General features: G+C 60.1%; 16 protein-coding genes. 13 read left to right on the top strand and 3 right to left on the bottom strand.

Annotated elements, in window-relative coordinates:
• Nucleotides 1–27: 27 nt before the first annotated feature.
• The 3 genes from ACZZ0A_RS21885 to ACZZ0A_RS21875 form a co-directional block, all read right to left on the bottom strand.
• On the bottom strand, nt 28–2058 hold the full coding sequence (locus ACZZ0A_RS21885; RefSeq protein WP_463543725.1) for a hypothetical protein: 2031 nt from the start codon (nt 2056–2058) through the stop codon (nt 28–30).
• Nucleotides 2059–2408: 350 nt separating this feature from the next.
• The gene (locus tag ACZZ0A_RS21880) at nt 2409–3725 is read right to left on the bottom strand and encodes a bifunctional DedA family/phosphatase PAP2 family protein (protein ID WP_463543724.1); all 1317 of its coding nucleotides are present in this window, start codon (nt 3723–3725) and stop codon (nt 2409–2411) included.
• 37 nt (nt 3726–3762) lie between these two features.
• On the bottom strand, nt 3763–4458 hold the full coding sequence (locus ACZZ0A_RS21875) for a DNA-3-methyladenine glycosylase (RefSeq protein WP_007909587.1): 696 nt from the start codon (nt 4456–4458) through the stop codon (nt 3763–3765).
• Between the two features lie 177 nt (nt 4459–4635).
• Here ACZZ0A_RS21875 and ACZZ0A_RS21870 point away from each other — a divergent pair, with 177 nt between their 5' ends.
• From ACZZ0A_RS21870 to ACZZ0A_RS21810, 13 genes are all read left to right on the top strand, one after another.
• A complete protein-coding gene (locus ACZZ0A_RS21870) occupies nt 4636–5907 on the top strand; it encodes a glutamate-5-semialdehyde dehydrogenase (RefSeq protein ID WP_463543723.1) in 1272 nt (423 codons plus the stop codon).
• On the top strand, nt 5876–6598 hold the full coding sequence (gene nadD / locus ACZZ0A_RS21865; RefSeq protein WP_007909589.1) for a nicotinate-nucleotide adenylyltransferase: 723 nt from the start codon (nt 5876–5878) through the stop codon (nt 6596–6598). Before ACZZ0A_RS21870 ends, nadD begins: the two co-directional genes overlap by 32 nt.
• A gap of 72 nt (nt 6599–6670) precedes the next feature.
• Nucleotides 6671–7162 carry a ribosome silencing factor gene (gene rsfS / locus ACZZ0A_RS21860; RefSeq protein ID WP_007909591.1) on the top strand — a complete coding sequence of 164 codons (492 nt, stop codon included), beginning with the start codon at nt 6671–6673 and terminating at the stop codon, nt 7160–7162.
• Between the two features lie 9 nt (nt 7163–7171).
• Nucleotides 7172–7639 (top strand): 23S rRNA (pseudouridine(1915)-N(3))-methyltransferase RlmH, encoded by a 468-nt coding sequence (gene rlmH, locus ACZZ0A_RS21855; protein ID WP_003185785.1) that lies wholly within the window; start codon nt 7172–7174, stop codon nt 7637–7639.
• A gap of 10 nt (nt 7640–7649) precedes the next feature.
• Complete coding sequence (mrdA, locus tag ACZZ0A_RS21850; protein ID WP_007909593.1) at nt 7650–9545, top strand: penicillin-binding protein 2; 1896 nt, start codon at nt 7650–7652, stop codon at nt 9543–9545.
• 31 nt (nt 9546–9576) lie between these two features.
• Nucleotides 9577–10680 (top strand): rod shape-determining protein RodA, encoded by a 1104-nt coding sequence (gene rodA, locus ACZZ0A_RS21845; protein ID WP_042704880.1) that lies wholly within the window; start codon nt 9577–9579, stop codon nt 10678–10680.
• Nucleotides 10681–10697: 17 nt separating this feature from the next.
• Nucleotides 10698–11708: a lytic murein transglycosylase B gene (gene mltB, locus ACZZ0A_RS21840; RefSeq protein WP_007909597.1), complete on the top strand. Its 1011-nt coding sequence runs from the start codon at nt 10698–10700 to the stop codon at nt 11706–11708.
• Nucleotides 11708–12718, top strand: a complete 1011-nt coding sequence (locus ACZZ0A_RS21835; RefSeq protein WP_007909599.1) for a septal ring lytic transglycosylase RlpA family protein — start codon at nt 11708–11710, stop codon at nt 12716–12718. The genes mltB and ACZZ0A_RS21835 overlap by 1 nt, the downstream gene beginning before the upstream one ends.
• A 187-nt stretch (nt 12719–12905) precedes the next feature.
• Nucleotides 12906–14063, top strand: coding sequence for a D-alanyl-D-alanine carboxypeptidase family protein (locus ACZZ0A_RS21830; RefSeq protein WP_007909601.1), 1158 nt, complete (start codon nt 12906–12908; stop codon nt 14061–14063).
• Between the two features lie 85 nt (nt 14064–14148).
• Complete coding sequence (locus ACZZ0A_RS21825) at nt 14149–14424, top strand: DUF493 domain-containing protein (RefSeq protein ID WP_007909603.1); 276 nt, start codon at nt 14149–14151, stop codon at nt 14422–14424.
• Nucleotides 14424–15071, top strand: coding sequence for a lipoyl(octanoyl) transferase LipB (lipB, locus tag ACZZ0A_RS21820; protein ID WP_008087909.1), 648 nt, complete (start codon nt 14424–14426; stop codon nt 15069–15071). Before ACZZ0A_RS21825 ends, lipB begins: the two co-directional genes overlap by 1 nt.
• Nucleotides 15072–15096: 25 nt before the next feature.
• Nucleotides 15097–16095: a lipoyl synthase gene (gene lipA, locus ACZZ0A_RS21815; RefSeq protein WP_161986515.1), complete on the top strand. Its 999-nt coding sequence runs from the start codon at nt 15097–15099 to the stop codon at nt 16093–16095.
• Between the two features lie 171 nt (nt 16096–16266).
• Nucleotides 16267–17214, top strand: coding sequence for a S66 peptidase family protein (locus tag ACZZ0A_RS21810; RefSeq protein ID WP_414916739.1), 948 nt, complete (start codon nt 16267–16269; stop codon nt 17212–17214).
• Nucleotides 17215–17279: the final 65 nt, after the last annotated feature.

The raw sequence follows: 17279 nt of genomic DNA, 5'->3' as shown, positions 1-17279 counted from the left end.
CATGGATCCGGTGTCCTTACCGGCGTATCACTGGCCTTGAGTTGGCGGTTTGTCCGTTTCGGGCCAAGTGATGTCGTAGGCGAATTCGTTGCCGTTGCCGGACAGTCTGAGCACGGGCTTGCCTGCGGCCTCGACCTGGTCGATCAGCAGGTCGTATTCGAATTTGTTGGCGTGCCCGGCATGGGTGGCGGCCTCGATCCGTTCAGCGCGATCTCCGGCCTGGTACCTGATGTCGTCGACTTTCACCCCTTTGGTCAGGGCGGTGTTCAATAGCCAGACGCGGTCGGCATTCAGCCCGCTTCGGGTGACCGAAATCAGCCCTTCGAAATCATCGGAGGGAAACCAAGTCGTGGAGGTATCGCGGGCCGCTGAGTTGAAGCGAATGTTTTCTTCATGGGGGACCACCTCAAGACGGCGGGTGTCGAGCGCATACAGAAACATGACTGTCTGGCGCGTACGTGTGGACTCGTAGTGACGATCGTGATCCCACGGGATCGGGCTTGTGGCTTCGGACCACTCGGAAGACGAGGTACTTGGCGTGTCACTGGCATCGCTGTCTGTGGCCTGGCCGTCAACGTCCCCTCCCGGGTGCTTGTTGGTCTGGCTGTTGAAGCGCAAGTACTCGGGGTCGGGTGCCCGGGCATACACCTGACCTTCATTCAGGCTGAAGGTGGCGCTCATCGGTTTGTGAGTCGTCGCGCCGGGTTCGTGGTGGTAGCGCGGGAGCATCGCCTCGTCATTGGCGAGTTCGAAAGGCGTACGATCATCACCGCGGAACAGGGCCGGCACGTCCGTGCGGTACAGGCAATTGTTCTGGTTGCGCTGATAACCGAGTTTATTCAGCAGTGCTTCGAGCACTTCAGGGGTCATGCTGGCTTTGGGGTTGTACCAGTCATGTTGAGCACCGCGTTTGAGATTGAGTTCTTCGCTCGCATCCCGACTCAGTTGCTCCAGACGCTGCGGGTTATCGAGGTTCTCTGTCAGGTGCTTGTGTTTCTGAGCCCATTGCGGGATGGCCAGTTCGCTGAGCAGGTCATCTCGCAAGCGCGTCAATTGACTCGGCAGCAAGTTGTAGGACTGCAGTAGGGTTTCGCGCTGCTGGAGATTCATGTCGGGATGTAGCCAGCGCAGGGAGTCGCCCAGCAAATCGGTGAGCGGATTGTTCGTGGCCACGGATTCGACCCACTGCGGCGGTTTGCCAAGTGCTTGGGCTTCAGTTCGAAATCGCACGATCTCCTGACCATGAATGCCGTATGTCTGCCAGATCTCGTGATCGGTCCAGTGCTTTAACAGGGCGTGTTGTGCGCCGAATCCGGCGGCGGGTGGATCGACTTGAACCCAGTTGCCGAATTGATCCCTGAAGGCAAATTGTATGTCGGCGCTGTGGCGATCGAGAGACGGTTTGAGTTCGTAATAGCCCTGAGGGTCCGGTGAGCGCGGTGTTGCCGCGTAATGGCTTTGGTTGAGATAGGCGGGGGCGGGGCGCGGTCGCTTGGCAACGGGAGCAAGACCGGAGTGCTCGGCCGTTGGCAGGGCGGGGCGCTTTGTCGATAGCGCGGGCTCTGAGGGGCGTTCTGTCAGGCGCCAGGTCGCCTGGCCTTCGTTTTTGTAAAGCCGCGGGCCGGACGGCACGCGTTCGAACAGCGACTTGCTTCGATAGTGGCCCGCTTCATCAAGGCCGACGTGGGTGGTTTGCAGGCCACCTGCATATTCGACGTCGACAAACTGGCGATTGACGATCCAGCGGAAACCGTTGTCGTCAGCCGGTCGCATGCCTACCAGAAATTCATCGGAAAGCCAGTAGCTTTCCACCGAACCGTCATTCGCGAGATGGGCCGGATTTTGCGTCGGCATGGCATGAATGACCACGGAGGGGGGAGTGATGCTCTGCGAAGTTGAATGCGTGCCGGTGGGGCGAGCGGGATCCGATGGGTGCGCAAAACCCGGCAATCGGTAGGCTGGCGGAATGCCCGGAGCAACGTGCTGATGGTGTAGGGAGACCGGATCAGGTTGTTGCGAGGAAGACAGGGGCGGTTTGCGGGGAATCTTCGGACTCATGGAATGCTCGAAATAATATTAAAGAGTTTAAAAGCCTGATGTAAGTGGTGAAATTTTTGTAACAGCAATGCGGCCCGTCGAATTGAAGTTGAAGGGGTGAGTTTGACGGATTTTAATGTTTGTGAATTTAATCTAGCGCATTTTCGGCGTGGCGAAAGTTATTGTTGTTCTGATTCTTGTTGGAAGTGTAACTTTTGTTATAGCGTCTTTTAAATGTAAGAAGTTGTCGGTTGGTCAGGCGGGAAGTTTTACCGGCTGCGAGAAAGTTTGAATGGGAGAAGTGCGCCGCTCATGTCGGAAGTTTCTTAAAAGAGCAGCGCGAAGGAAATAAGCCTTGTGTATTGCCTCGTTCAATAGGCGTAACGCAACAGCGTATGAGGCAGATGCCTGAGGACGAAAAAGCCAAACAGCGCCAACATGGCCGGCAAGATCAACCACCAGATCTTGTACGGCATGGGATTGAGTGCGGTTTTGCGTTGACTCAGCCACAGGGCGGCAGCGCAGACACAGGCGGCGAGCATAGCGCCGGCCAATACGTCGGTTGGCCAGTGAGCCCCCAGATAGACCCGCGACAGTGCGATGGAAAGAGCCGGAATACAGGCGATCAGCAACCAGGTCAGGCGCATGCGTGGCGGCTGGCCACGGCCGGCGAGTACTGCCAGGGTCAGAAACAGCGCGAACGAACCTGAGGCATGGCCACTGGGCATGCTGTAGGTGGTCAATGGATCGGTCAGCACTTCCGGGCGCACCCGGGCAAAGAAATATTTGGTTCCGGTGTTGGCCAGTGCGGTCACCAGGAGCGTGCCGCCGACGAAGATCGCCTGGCGCCATTGCCGGCACAGCAGCAACAGACCGGTCAGCAGGGCGCTGAACAACAGCATGTTGCGGAACTCGCCGACCAGGGTCAGCGTGACCGCAATTTCATCCAGCATTGGCTGGCGATGTTCCTGCACCAGCGTCATTACGCCTTGATCGAGCGCGGTCAGGTACGGGTAGCCGATGAACAGGCCAATCAGAATCAACAGGCTCATGCTGCTGATCCAGATCGTCGCGCGGCGGTGCCGGCGCAGGCTGCTGTTGACGCTGAGGCCGACCATCACGGCGATGCTGCCGACGACAATCCCGGCTTCCAGCCAGAACCCTTCTGGCAATGGCAGGCGGAAGGCCGCGCCGGTGGCCCAGCCCGGCAGCAAATAGGCCAGACTCCAGCCGGCAGCCGCCAGCAGGCTGACAGCGGCGAAACGCGGGAAGGGCATGTCGCACATGCCGGCGACCATGGGCAGCATTGGCCGCAACGGCCCGATGAAGCGGCCGACCAATAGACTGGCGATGCCGTAGCGCTGGAAATACGACTCGGCACCGGCCATCCATTCCGGATGATGCCGTAACCCCGGCAGGCGTCGAATGTTCTGGTGGAAATGGCGGCCGAGGAAGTATGAAACGGCATCGCCGAGAATCCCGCCGAGGAAACCCAGCAACAGCGTCTCGCTCAGCGAAAGAGCGCCGCTCCCGGCCAGTACGGCGACGGCAAACAGCAGCACGGTGCCCGGCACGATCAAACCGGCAATCGCCAGGCACTCCACAAAGGCAACAATGAACACCGCCACAGCCAGCCATTGTGGATTCGCCGCCAGCCACCCGGTAACGCTATCGAGCCATGGGCCCATACAGAAAAACTCCAATCGTTGATTAACCCTGTGGGGGTTACAGCAAGAAATAATCCCGGCCTTCGACCTGACCGCGTCGCAGCGGGTTCCGCGTGCACCATTGCGCATGGTTTGCGTCGACAAAGCGGTACATCAGGTGTTCGTCGCGGCCGCGGGGAATGCCCAGGCGGGTGGTTTGAATGATGTGCGAAGGTGCCGGCCCGGTGTCTTCTACCAGAAGGACTTCATGATCGAAACGCTTGGCGTCCCACACTGGCACTTTCAGTCCCAACGCTTTGCACAAGAGGGTTTGCCCGGCGCAGAGTTTTTGCGAAGGACGCGCACGTCCCTGTGCGTCGGGATTGTTCAGCAGCATTTGCGCCAGACTCGCCGGCCCGCTGACTTCATCGACCCACGGATAGGCGGATTTGATCAGTACCGCATTGCCCGGCCCCTGCGCGCTGAAGTTCAGCGAATCACCGCCTCGGGCGTAATACATATAGATGTGACCGCCATCCAGAAACAAAGCCTTACGTTTTTCTGTGTAGCCCAACGAGGCATGGCTGCCTTTTTCGGCACAGTAATAGGCTTCGGTTTCGATGATTCGCGCGCTCAGCCACAGATCGCCGACCCGGTGCCGGATGACTTTGCCGAGCAGGTCCTGCGCCAGCACTTGCGCATCTCGGTCGAAAAAGGCGTCGGGCAGCCCCAGCGGCAGGCGTTCGGCGCGGTTGCGAACGGTCAGATCGGACATGGCAGGCAATGATTATCCAGGCTCAGGAGGTCGTGATGATAACAACGCGTGGCTTAATTGGGCCTGAACACCGGCGAATCCGCGTTCATTTCGACCATCCGCCCGTCACCGCTGTTAGTCCCGGGACGCGACAGCTATAATCTGCCGCTTTCCTCTTTGCCAAGACCCCAGCAGACCATGACTGAGTCCGTTCTTGACTACATGACCCGATTGGGTCGCGCCGCCCGTGAAGCCTCCCGGGTCATCGGCCGTGCCAGCACCGCGCAGAAAAACCGCGCCTTGCAGGCTGCTGCCAATGCCCTGGACGCCGCGCGTGCCGAGCTTGCCGCCGCCAATGAGCAGGATCTGGCTACCGGCCGCGCCAATGGTCTGGAACCGGCATTGCTGGAGCGTCTGGAACTGACCCCGGCGCGTATCGACGGCATGATCGTCGGTCTGCGTCAGGTCGCTGCACTGCCGGACCCGGTTGGTGCGATCCGCGACATGAGCTTCCGTCCGTCGGGGATTCAGGTCGGCAAAATGCGTGTGCCGCTGGGCGTGATCGGGATCATCTACGAATCCCGGCCAAACGTGACCATCGATGCCGCGAGCCTGTGCCTGAAGTCCGGCAACGCGACCATCCTGCGCGGCGGCTCCGAGGCGATTCATTCCAACCGGGCGATTGCCGCGTGCATTCAACGCGGTCTGGCCGAGGCCGAATTGCCCGCCGCCGTGGTGCAAGTGGTCGAAACCACTGACCGTGCCGCCGTTGGCGCGATGATCACCATGCCCGAGTACGTCGATGTGATCGTGCCGCGCGGTGGCCGTGGCCTGATCGAACGCATCAGTCGCGATGCCCGTGTGCCGGTGATCAAGCATCTGGACGGCATCTGCCACGTTTACGTCAGTGCCCATGCCGACTTGCCGAAAGCCCAACGCATTGCGTTCAATGCCAAGACTTATCGCTACGGTATTTGCGGTGCGATGGAGACGTTGCTGGTCGATCAAACTGTTGCCAAGGATTTCCTGCCGTCGATGGCCGCCCAGTTCCGCGAAAAAGGCGTCGAACTGCGTGGTTGCGAACGTACGCGGGCGATCATCGACGCCGTTGCCGCCAGCGAAGACGACTGGAGCACCGAGTATCTGGCGCCGATTTTGTCGATTCGCGTGGTCGACGGTCTGGATCAGGCCATTGAACACATCAACCATTACGGCTCCCATCACACCGACTCGATTGTCAGCGAAAACCTCGCCGACACCCGTCGGTTTGTCGCGGAAGTCGACTCGGCGTCGGTGATGATCAACACCCCGACCTGTTTCGCCGATGGATTTGAATACGGATTGGGTGCCGAGATCGGCATTTCTACTGATAAGCTGCACGCCCGCGGCCCGGTGGGCCTCGAAGGACTGACTTGCGAGAAGTACGTCGTGGTCGGTGATGGCCAGTTGCGCGGCCAGGCGACGGTCTGACTTGACCGACCTCGACCTGACAGCGCCGGCACCCGGCAGCGAGTCCCGCCCTCGGCGCATTGGCGTTCTGGGCGGCACGTTCGATCCGGTGCACATCGGTCATCTGCGCGGTGGGCTGGAAGTCGCCGAAGCGCTGGCGCTCGACGAGTTGCGCCTGATGCCGAACGCGCGCCCGCCCCATCGCGGTACGCCGCAGGTGTCGGCGCAGGATCGGCTGGCGATGGTCGAGTGTGCGGTGGCCGGAATGCCGCCGCTGGTGGTGGACGCCCGCGAATTGCAGCGGGACAAACCGTCCTGGACCATTGATACCCTGGAGTCGATGCGGGCTGAAATGCCCGCCGAGACCCAGGTTTTTCTGCTTTTGGGCTGGGACGCATTTTGCGGCCTGCCCACTTGGCATCGCTGGGAGGAGTTGCTCCAGCATTGCCACATCCTGGTGCTACAGCGCCCGGACGCCGACAGCGAACCGCCGGATGCCTTGCGCAACCTGCTGGCAGCGCGTTCGGTGAGCGACCCGCTGGCCCTGAAAGGGCCGAGCGGACAGATTGCATTCGTCTGGCAGACACCGCTCGCGGTTTCCGCCACCCAGATCCGTCAACTGCTGGCCAGCGGTAAGTCGGTACGTTTCCTGGTGCCCGACGCGGTCCTGGCCTACATCGATGCGCACGGTCTGTACCGTGCGTCGAACTGAGCAAGGCGTGCTTCACTGATACGAATCCACGTATCGCCAAGCCGCCGAATATATGAGCAAAACGAGTTTTATATGACTGACAACGAAAAGAAAGTTAAGCGCAAAGGTACATTCAAGAGCGCTCCGCTGCCTGAGCCGATCAACACCAATGAGCCACTGACTGGCGATCAGCTGGTCAAGCTTGCCGAAGCGGCACTGGAAGACGTCAAGGCGCAAGATATCCAGATCATTGATGTCCGCGACAAGCAGAGCATCACTGACTACATGATCATCGCTACCGGTACGTCCAACCGCCAGATCAACGCGATGCTCGACAAGGTTCGCGAAGAAGTCAAAAAGCAGGGCGCCAAGCCGCTGGGCGAAGAAGGCAAGGGCGACAGCGACTGGGTGCTGTTGGACCTGGACCTGGTGATCGTGCACATGATGACCGCCTCGGCACGTCAGTTCTACGACCTGGAGCGCCTGTGGGCCGGTGCCGAGCAAAGCCGTGCGGCCGACGCCAAGCACCACAGCCCGGAAAACACCCACGAGCACTTCACCAAGCTCAACAAAGACCAGCTGTAAGGGATTGCTGTGCGACTGCGCCTGATCGCCGTCGGTTCACGCATGCCCAAGTGGGTGGAAGAAGGCTGGCATGAATATGCCAAGCGTCTTCCGTCCGAGCTGGCGCTGGAACTGGTGGAAATACCGCTCAATACCCGTGGCAAGAATGCCGACGTGGCCCGTTTCATCCGCCAGGAAGGCGAAGCCATGCTGGCCAAGGTCGGGCCGAACGAGCGGATTGTCACGCTGGAAGTCCATGGCAAACCCTGGAGCACCGAGCAGTTGGCGGTCGAACTTGATCGCTGGCGGCTGGATTCGCGCACGGTCAATTTCATGGTTGGTGGCCCGGAAGGGCTGGCGCCGGAAGTCTGTGCCCGGGCCGATCAGCGTTGGTCGTTGTCGCCGCTGACGTTGCCGCACCCACTGGTGCGGATCCTGATCGGCGAACAGTTGTATCGTGCCTGGACCGTGCTGTCCGGTCACCCTTACCACAAGTAATCCAGCCCTCATGTCTCAGCCGATCCGCATCAAGGACCACGAAAAGGACGCACGCCTGGTGCGTAGCCGCGTCGTGTTCGGGGCCATTGCGATCATGTTGCTGATCGGCGTGCTGATCGCGCGCCTGTATTACTTGCAGGTGATCCAGTACGAGTACCACTCGACGCTCTCGGAAAACAACCGCGTCCACGTGCAGCCGATTCCGCCGACCCGTGGGTTGATTTTCGACCGCAACGGCGTGGTGGTGGCGGACAACCGTCCGAGCTTCAGCCTGAGCATGACCCGCGAGCGCTCCGGCGACTGGCAGCAAGTGCTCGACGTTATCGTCGAAGTGCTGGAGCTGACGCCTGAAGACCGGGTTATCTTCGAAAAACGCATGCGTCAGGGGCGCCGGCCGTTCGAGCCGGTGCCGATCCTGTTCGAGCTGAGCGAAGAGCAGATTGCCCGAATCGCGGTGAATCAGTTCCGCCTGCCGGGCGTGGAAGTGGTTGCACAATTGGTTCGTCACTATCCGCAGGGCGCGCATTTCGCGCATTCGGTGGGATACATGGGGCGGATCAACGAGAAAGAGCTGAAGAGCCTCGATCCGGTCAATTACAGCGGCACCCATCACATCGGCAAAACCGGCATCGAGCGTTTCTACGAGCCGGAATTGCACGGTCAGGTCGGTTACGAAGAAGTCGAGACCAACGCCCGTGGCCGCGTACTGCGAGTGCTCAAGCGCACCGATCCGATTCCCGGCAAGGACATCGTCCTGAGTCTGGACATCAAGTTGCAGGAAGCGGCCGAGGCAGCGTTGGGCGGGCGTCGTGGCGCGGTGGTTGCGCTGGATCCGAAGACCGGCGAGGTGCTGGCGATGGTCAGTCAGCCGAGCTTTGACCCGAACCTGTTCGTCACCGGCATCAGCTTCAAGGCCTACGCCGAGTTGCGTGATTCCATCGACCGGCCATTGTTCAACCGCGTGCTGCGCGGTCTGTATCCGCCGGGTTCGACGATCAAGCCTGCGGTGGCGATTGCCGGTCTTGATTCCGGTGTGGTGACGGCGTCCAGTCGAGTGTTCGACCCGGGCTACTACATGCTGCCCAACTACGATCACAAATACCGTAACTGGAACCGCACGGGCGACGGCTTTGTCGACCTCGACACGGCGATCATGCGGTCCAACGACACCTACTTCTATGACCTGGCGCACAAGCTCGGCATTGATCGGCTGTCGGCCTACATGAACAAGTTCGGCATCGGCCAGAAGGTCTCGCTGGACATGTTCGAAGAATCCCCCGGCCTGATGCCGTCCCGTGAATGGAAGCGGGCGACGCGCAAGCAGGCGTGGTTCCCCGGCGAAACCCTGATCCTCGGAATCGGCCAGGGCTACATGCAATCGACTCCGCTGCAACTCGCCCAGGCGACTGCGCTGGTCGCCAACAAAGGCATCTGGAATCGCCCGCACCTGGCCAAATCCCTCGAAGGGGTGAAGCCGGTGGACGAGAATCCGATGCCGGACATTGTCCTGCGTGATCCGTCGGACTGGACCAAGGTCAATCACGGCATGCAGCAAGTGATGCACGGCGCTCGCGGTACCGCGCGCAAAGCGGCCATCGGCGCGCAATACCGTATCGCCGGCAAATCGGGTACGGCGCAGGTCGTCGCGATCAAGCAGGGCGAGAAGTACGACCGCTCCAAGGTTCAGGAGCGTCACCGCGACCACGCTTTGTTCGTCGGATTCGCTCCGGCCGATGACCCGCGCATCGTCGTGTCGGTGATGGTCGAGAACGGTGAGTCCGGTTCCGGCGTTGCCGCACCCGTGGTGCGTCAGGTCATGGACGCCTGGCTGCTCGATCAGGACGGACGTTTGAAGGCCGAATACGCCAGCCCAATCAGTGCGGAGGCTACGGCCCGTGATGAATAACTTTGATCGCATGCTCTCCAGTGAGGATGTGATGCGTCGCCGCGCGACGCTGCTGCAAAGGCTGCATATCGATGGCCCGTTGCTGATCCTGCTGCTGATCCTCGCCGCCGGCAGCCTGTTCGTGCTGTATTCGGCGAGCGGCAAGAGCTGGGACCTGCTGGCCAAACAGGCGACCTCGTTCGGCATCGGTCTGGTGTCGATGATCGTCATCGCCCAGTTCGAGCCGCGTTTCATGGCGCGCTGGGTGCCGCTTGGTTATGTGATCGGCGTGGTGCTGCTGTTGGTGGTGGACATCATGGGCCACAACGCCATGGGCGCCACACGCTGGATCAACATCCCCGGAGTGATCCGCTTCCAGCCCTCGGAGTTCATGAAAATCCTGATGCCGGCGACCATCGCCTGGTATCTGTCCAAACGCACGTTGCCGCCGCAACTCAAGCACGTCGGCATCAGTTTGATGCTGATCGGCGTGCCGTTCATCCTGATCGTCCGCCAGCCTGATCTCGGTACTTCGCTGCTGATTCTCGCGGGCGGTGCGTTCGTGCTGTTCATGGGCGGGCTGCGCTGGCGCTGGATTCTCAGCGTGCTGGCGGCGGCGATTCCAGTGTCGGTGGCGATGTGGTTTTTCATCATGCACGACTACCAGAAGCAGCGAATCCTGACCTTCCTCGACCCGGAAAGTGATCCGCTCGGCACGGGCTGGAACATCATTCAGTCGAAAGCCGCGATCGGTTCCGGCGGCGTGTTCGGCAAAGGCTGGCTACTCGGCACCCAGTCACACCTGGATTTTCTGCCGGAAAGCCACACCGACTTCATCATTGCCGTACTCGGCGAAGAGTTCGGCCTGGTGGGCATCTGTGCGCTGTTGCTGATCTATCTATTGCTGATCGGCCGAGGACTGGTGATCACCGCTCAGGCCCAGACGCTGTTCGGCAAATTGCTCGCCGGTGCGCTGACCATGACGTTTTTTGTTTACGTTTTCGTCAACATCGGTATGGTCAGTGGCCTGTTGCCGGTCGTAGGGGTGCCGTTGCCGTTCATTAGCTACGGAGGAACTTCGCTGGTGACGCTGCTGTCAGCGTTTGGGGTTTTGATGTCGATCCATACCCATCGCAAGTGGATCGCACAGGTTTGAATAAGGTGAAGAGTTCAATGCAAGTAATGCGTGGCTGGGCGACTCGATGCGCGCCGCTGGTTGGCCTGATGGGCCTGCTGGGCAGTGTGCAGGAAGCGCTGGCTGGCGAATACGAAGGCTCGCCTCAGGTGGCCGAGTTCGTCGGTGAAATGACCCGCGACTATGGTTTCGCCGGTGAGCAATTGATGGCGGTGTTCCGCGAGGCTCAGCGTAAACAGGCGATTCTCGACGCCATTTCCAGACCTGCCGAGCGCGTGAAGCAGTGGAAAGAATACCGCCCGATGTTCATCACCGACGCGCGTATCGCCCGTGGTGTGGATTTCTGGCGTCAGCACGAGGCCACGCTGGCCCGTGCCGAGCAGGAATACGGCGTACCGGCACAAGTCATCGTGTCGATCATCGGCGTTGAAACCTTTTTCGGACGTAATACCGGTAATTACCGGGTGATCGATGCCTTGTCGACGCTCGGTTTCGACTATCCTCCCCGTGCCGAATTTTTCCGCAAGGAACTGCGTGAGTTCCTGCTGCTGGCGCGTGAAGAACAGGTCGATCCATTGACCCTCAAAGGCTCGTACGCCGGGGCCATGGGCCTGCCGCAGTTCATGCCGAGCAGCTTTCGTGCGTATGCGGTGGATTTCGACGGTGACGGCCACATCAATATCTGGAACAACCCGGATGATGCGATTGGCAGCGTAGCGAGCTATTTCAAACGTCATGGCTGGGTTGCCGGTGAGCCGGTAGTCAGCCGTGCCGATGTGCGTGGCGAGCAGGTTGATGAAGGCCTGACCACCGGCATCGAGCCGACGAAAACCGTTGGAGAGTTGCGGGTGCTGGGCTGGTCAAGTCATGATGCGCTGCGCGATGATATGCCGGTGACTGCATTTCGCCTCGAAGGCGACAACGGCCCTGAATACTGGATGGGCCTGAAGAATTTCTACGCGATCACGCGTTATAACCGCAGCGTGATGTACGCCATGGCCGTACATCAACTGTCTGAACAGCTGGTACAAGCACGGGGCGTCAAGTAATGCGGGCATTGCCTAACAATAAACCCCTGAAGCTGGTGGCATTCGCTGCGTTGGCGGTATTGGTCGCCAGTTGCACGACCAGCCGTTCCCCGACGCCGAAAACCTCCAATACCGCTGTGCGAGCGCAGCCGGGTCTGGATATCAACCGCGCGCACAAAGATGGCGCGCCGTGGTGGGACGTCGATGTTTCGCGCATTCCTGATGCCACGCCAACCCTGCACACCGGTCCGTACAAGGCCAACCCGTACACCGTACTGGGCAAAACCTACTTCCCGTTGCAGGAATCCAAGACCTACGTCGCCTCCGGCACGGCGTCCTGGTATGGCACCAAGTTTCACGGCCAGAACACCGCCAATGGCGAGGTTTACGACCTGTACGGCATGAGTGCCGCGCACAAGACATTGCCACTGCCAAGTTACGTTCGGGTGACCAACCTGGACAACAACCGCACGGTGATCCTGCGCGTCAACGACCGTGGGCCGTTCTATTCCGATCGCATCATCGACTTGTCGTACGCCGCCGCGAAAAAACTCGGTTACGCCGAAACCGGTACTGCGCGCGTCAAGGTTGAAGGCATCGATCCGCAGCAATACTGGGCCGCCAAGGGCCGTCCGGCACCGTTGATGCTCAACGAGCCACAGGTCGCGCAGAACAGCGCTCCGGTGATCACGGCTTCGGCTGGCACCGTCGAGCAATGGACGCCACCGCCGCAGCAACATGCCTCCGACACCGTCCCCGTGCCGATGAGTGCAAAAAAAAACGCTTCTGCAACAGCAACTGGCCAGTATCTGCAGGTGGGCGCGTTCGCCAACCCGGACGCTGCAGAACTCCTGAGGTCGAAGCTCAGCGGGATGGTGAGCGCTCCGGTGTTCATCAGTTCGATCGTGCGCAATCAGCAGACCCTGCACAGGGTGCGACTGGGGCCGATCGGCTCGCCGGGTGAAATTGCCCAGGTGCAGAACAGCGTGCGCCTGGCCAACCTTGGTTCGCCAAGTGTGGTCACCGAGTAATACGTAGAACTTGATTGACGGTTCACTTGCAGTATTGGGGGGTGAACCAGGTTGTTGGCTCGTCGAAGAACAAAAGCCCGGCAAGGGTGACTGGAGTGAGCAACTGAACACGCGATGGCTCGTTAGAAAGTCATCTGATTAAATTTTGTCCGCAAGGACAGTTTCCATTAGCGATTTCGAGAGACGGATGAACATCACCACCTTTGCCAAACGCCTGTGTCTGCTAGTCCCGCTGCTCCTCTCGCCAGCCGCCTTCGCGGCCGAGATGATGCCGTCGCCACCGCAACTGGCCGCCAAAGCCTACGTCCTGATGGATGCCAGCAGCGGCAACGTGCTGGTCGAGAACAATGGCGACCAGCGTCTGCCACCGGCCAGCCTGACCAAGCTGATGACCGCGTACATCGCGACCCTGGAAATCCGTCGTGGCCAGATCGGTGAAAACGATCCGGTGACCGTCAGCGAAAACGCCTGGCGTACCGGCGGTTCGCGGATGTTCATCAAAGTCGGCTCGCAGGTCACTGTCAGCGACCTGCTGCACGGCATCATCATCCAGTCCGGCAACGACGCCAGCGTCGCGCTGTCCGAGCACATCGCTGGCAGCGAAGACGCGTTCGCCGACCTGATGAACAAGACTGTCGCTGATCTGGGCATGACCAATTCCCACTTCATGAACCCGACCGGTCTGCCAAACCCTGAGCACTACTCGTCGGCTCACGACATGGCGATCCTGGCCCGTGCGATCATCCACGAAGACCCGGCTCACTATGCGATCTACTCGCAGAAAGAGTTCTTCTGGAACGGCATCAAGCAGCCTAACCGCAACCTGCTGCTGTGGCGCGACAAGACCGTCGACGGTCTGAAAACCGGTCACACCGACGAAGCCGGCTACTGCATGGTGTCCTCGGCTGTACGTGACGGCCAGCGCCTGATCGCCGTGGTGTTCGGCACCAACAGCGAGGTGGCTCGCGCCGCTGAAACCCAGAAGCTGCTGACTTACGGCTTCCGCTTCTTCGAAACCCAGACCTTCTATCAGAAGGGCACCGAACTGGCTCAGGCCCCGGTGTGGAAAGGCACCACCAATCAAGTCAAGGCCGGCCTGGCTGAAGACCTGACCATGACCCTGCCAAAAGGCCAGCTGAAAAAGCTTGCTGCGAGCATGACCATGAACCCGCAACTGACCGCGCCAATCGCCAAGGGCGACGTGATCGGTAAAGTCGAAGTCAAACTGGAAGACAAGGTCGTGCACAGCGCCGACCTGATCGCTCTGGATGGCGTCGAGGAGGGTGGTATCTTCCGCCGCATGTGGGATAGCATCCGTCTATTCTTCTACGGCTTGTTCAACTGATTTGTGTTGACCTGCATGGCCCCGCCCCGATCCGGTGCGGGGCCATGTGCGTTACCACGGCTTGCGCTCTAGAGGCCGTTACGCCATGACCGATACCGAAGTAAAGGCGCCAAAGATCGAATTTCCCCAGGTTGATTATCCCGTTAAGGTGATCAGCGATACCGGCGTTGGCAACAAAGACAAGATCATCGACATCGTCAAGAAACACGCGACCATCAATGATGAACGCATCGACGAGCGTCAAAGCACCAACGGCAAATACACCACCATTCAGTTGCACATCGTCGCGACCGATCAGGATCAGCTGTACAACATCAACAGCGAACTGCGGGCGACCGGCTTCGTGCACATGGTGTTGTGATGCCGGGCACGCTGGGCTTTCGTGAGCTCGGCCAGATGGCTTACGAGCCGGTCTGGCATGCCATGCAACGTTTTACCAACGAACGCGGCAGCGATGCCGCCGACGAAATCTGGCTCGTCGAACACCCGCCGGTGTTCACTCAGGGCCAGGCCGGCAAGGCCGAACACCTGTTGCTACCGGGCGATATCCCGGTAGTGCAGGTCGATCGCGGCGGGCAGGTGACTTATCATGGTCCCGGCCAGTTGGTGGCCTACCTGCTGCTGGATGTACGCAAGCTGGGTTTCGGCGTGCGTGATCTGGTCAGCCGCATGGAGCTTTGCCTGATCGAACTGCTGGCCAGCTACGGGGTAACCGCAGCGGCCAAGCCAGACGCTCCCGGCGTGTACGTCGATGGAGCGAAAATCGCTTCTCTGGGTTTGCGGATTCGCCACGGTTGTTCCTTTCATGGCCTGGCCCTGAACGTGGATATGAACCTGGAACCGTTTCGACGGATTAATCCCTGCGGCTACGCCGGGCTGGCGATGACCCAGCTGAGCGACCACGCAGGATCGATTGAATTTGCCGAGGTAAGTGCCCGGCTGCGTGCGCAGCTCGTCAAACACCTCGACTATGCTGAGCAGACGACCCTGACGGGCGGAATCGACTGATATGACTACTGATGCAGTGCAAACCATGATCCCGACGCTCGACGTGACCGAGCGCCCGGCCCCGCGTCCCAAGGTAGAAGCCGGCGTCAAGCTGCGCGGCGCCGAGAAGGTTGCACGCATTCCGGTAAAGATCATTCCGACCACCGAGCTGCCGAAGAAACCTGACTGGATTCGTGTGCGCATCCCGGTTTCCCCGGAAGTCGACCGGATCAAGAGCCTGCTGCGCAAACACAAGCTGCACAGTGTTTGCGAAGAAGCGTCCTGCCCGAACCTCGGCGAGTGCTTCTCCGGCGGCACCGCGACCTTCATGATCATGGGTGACATCTGCACCCGTCGCTGCCCGTTCTGCGACGTTGGCCACGGTCGTCCGAAGCCACTGGACGTCAACGAGCCGGAAAGCCTGGCCATCGCCATCGCCGACCTCAAGCTCAAGTACGTGGTGATCACCTCGGTTGACCGCGACGACCTGCGTGACGGCGGTGCCCAGCACTTTGCCGACTGCATCCGCGAAATCCGCAAATTGTCGCCGAACGTGCAGCTCGAGACTCTGGTTCCGGATTACCGTGGACGTATGGACGTCGCGCTGGAAATCACCGCCGCCGAGCCGCCGGATGTGTTCAACCACAACCTGGAAACCGTGCCGCGCCTGTACAAGGCTGCGCGTCCGGGTTCGGATTACCAGTGGTCGCTGACCCTGCTGCAACGCTTCAAGCAGATGATGCCGCACATTCCGACCAAATCCGGCTTGATGCTGGGTCTGGGCGAGACCGACGAAGAAGTCATCGAAGTGATGAAGCGCATGCGCGAACACGACATCGACATGCTGACCCTGGGCCAGTACCTGCAGCCCTCGCGCAGCCACTTGCCGGTGCAGCGTTTCGTGCACCCGGACACCTTCGCCTGGTTCGCCGAGGAAGGTTACAAGATGGGCTTCAAGAACGTTGCCTCGGGCCCGCTGGTACGATCTTCGTACCATGCCGACGAGCAAGCGAAGTTGGTCAAGGCTGAGCTGCTGGGTTCCTGATCCGGCGCTGAATGAAAAACTGCCCGCCGAGGTTTAACGCCCGGCGGGCATTTTTTTGCCCGTCTTACATTCGATGCTGATTTTTCCTGCAACCTGCGGCGTGGCCGACCCTCTTCTGTTTGCCGCCGTTCCTGACTACTGTGTGTGCATGACTCACAGGGAGATCCAAGGATGACCGTTCGACCGACCCATACTCTTTGCCCACACAGAGCCGTGCCTGCACTGCCCTCGGAAGGGTTGATCGGCGTGATTGCGCCGGCGGGCCCCGGAGCTCTGGACACCGAGAAAGCGCTGCAATGGATGCGCGCCCGTGGTTATGGGCTGAAGGTGTTTCCCGGTGTTTATGAAAAGGACGGCTATCTGGCCGGCAGTGACGATATACGCCTGCGTGACCTGCACGCAGCGTTCGCTGATCCCGAGGTCGATGCGATCATTTGCTTGCGCGGCGGTTACGGTACGCCGCGCTTGCTCGACCGCATCGACTATGACCTGCTGAGCCGCAACGCCAAGCCGTTCATCGGCTACAGCGATATCACCGCGCTGCACCTGGCTATCAGTCGATACGCAGGATTTGTGACCTTTCACGGGCCACTGCTCAACGCCGACTTGTTGGGTGACAAGGAGCCGCCGACCGTTACTTCGTTCTTCGCCATGCTGCGTGGGCAGTTGAAGGCGGGGAGTGTGTTCAGCCATCCGGTGGCGTATCCGTTGACCACTGTCGAGCCTGGTATCGCGCACGGCCGATTGCTCGGCGGTAATCTGGCGATGATCGCTGCGACGTTGGGTACGCCTTACGAAATCGATGTCGAGGGGGTAATTCTGCTGATCGAGGACATCAACGAGCCGCTGTATCGCATTGATCGCTTGCTGACCCAGATGCGCCTGGCCGGCAAGTTGGCGAAGTTGCGGGGGGTGTTGGTCGGGGACATTGCCGGCGTGGATGTCGCAGCGCTGAACCGCCTGCTCAAGCAGACGTTCGAGCCTTTACGAATTCCGGTGTTGTCGGGGTGGCGCAGCGGGCATTGCGATCCGAACCTGACGTTGCCAATGGGCGCGCTGGTGCGGCTGGATGCGGGGAAGCAGGAGTTGATGCTGGAGCAGGATGTCGTCACCCGATAGTGTGTGGGTGAAGCAAAAAGATCGCAGCCTTCGGCTGCTCTTACAGGGGATTGATATTTGCCCTG

It is taken from the genome of Pseudomonas sp. AC242 (assembly GCF_979258655.1).
Note: the sequence above shows the minus strand (reverse complement) of the source record. Positions and strands in the feature narration are given on the sequence as shown.

Coding starts and splice junctions, on each gene's coding strand:
- rodA (WP_042704880.1), top strand. CDS start 9,577: ATGCGTCGCCGCGCGACGCTGCTGCAAAGGCTGCATATCGATGGCCCG.
- ACZZ0A_RS21810 (WP_414916739.1), top strand. CDS start 16,267: ATGACCGTTCGACCGACCCATACTCTTTGCCCACACAGAGCCGTGCCT.
- ACZZ0A_RS21870 (WP_463543723.1), top strand. CDS start 4,636: ATGACTGAGTCCGTTCTTGACTACATGACCCGATTGGGTCGCGCCGCC.
- nadD (WP_007909589.1), top strand. CDS start 5,876: ATGGCCAGTTGCGCGGCCAGGCGACGGTCTGACTTGACCGACCTCGAC.
- ACZZ0A_RS21875 (WP_007909587.1), bottom strand. CDS start 4,458: ATGTCCGATCTGACCGTTCGCAACCGCGCCGAACGCCTGCCGCTGGGG.
- ACZZ0A_RS21885 (WP_463543725.1), bottom strand. CDS start 2,058: ATGAGTCCGAAGATTCCCCGCAAACCGCCCCTGTCTTCCTCGCAACAA.
- ACZZ0A_RS21825 (WP_007909603.1), top strand. CDS start 14,149: ATGACCGATACCGAAGTAAAGGCGCCAAAGATCGAATTTCCCCAGGTT.
- lipA (WP_161986515.1), top strand. CDS start 15,097: ATGATCCCGACGCTCGACGTGACCGAGCGCCCGGCCCCGCGTCCCAAG.
- ACZZ0A_RS21880 (WP_463543724.1), bottom strand. CDS start 3,725: ATGGGCCCATGGCTCGATAGCGTTACCGGGTGGCTGGCGGCGAATCCA.
- ACZZ0A_RS21835 (WP_007909599.1), top strand. CDS start 11,708: ATGCGGGCATTGCCTAACAATAAACCCCTGAAGCTGGTGGCATTCGCT.
- rsfS (WP_007909591.1), top strand. CDS start 6,671: ATGACTGACAACGAAAAGAAAGTTAAGCGCAAAGGTACATTCAAGAGC.
- mrdA (WP_007909593.1), top strand. CDS start 7,650: ATGTCTCAGCCGATCCGCATCAAGGACCACGAAAAGGACGCACGCCTG.
- ACZZ0A_RS21830 (WP_007909601.1), top strand. CDS start 12,906: ATGAACATCACCACCTTTGCCAAACGCCTGTGTCTGCTAGTCCCGCTG.
- lipB (WP_008087909.1), top strand. CDS start 14,424: ATGCCGGGCACGCTGGGCTTTCGTGAGCTCGGCCAGATGGCTTACGAG.
- mltB (WP_007909597.1), top strand. CDS start 10,698: ATGCAAGTAATGCGTGGCTGGGCGACTCGATGCGCGCCGCTGGTTGGC.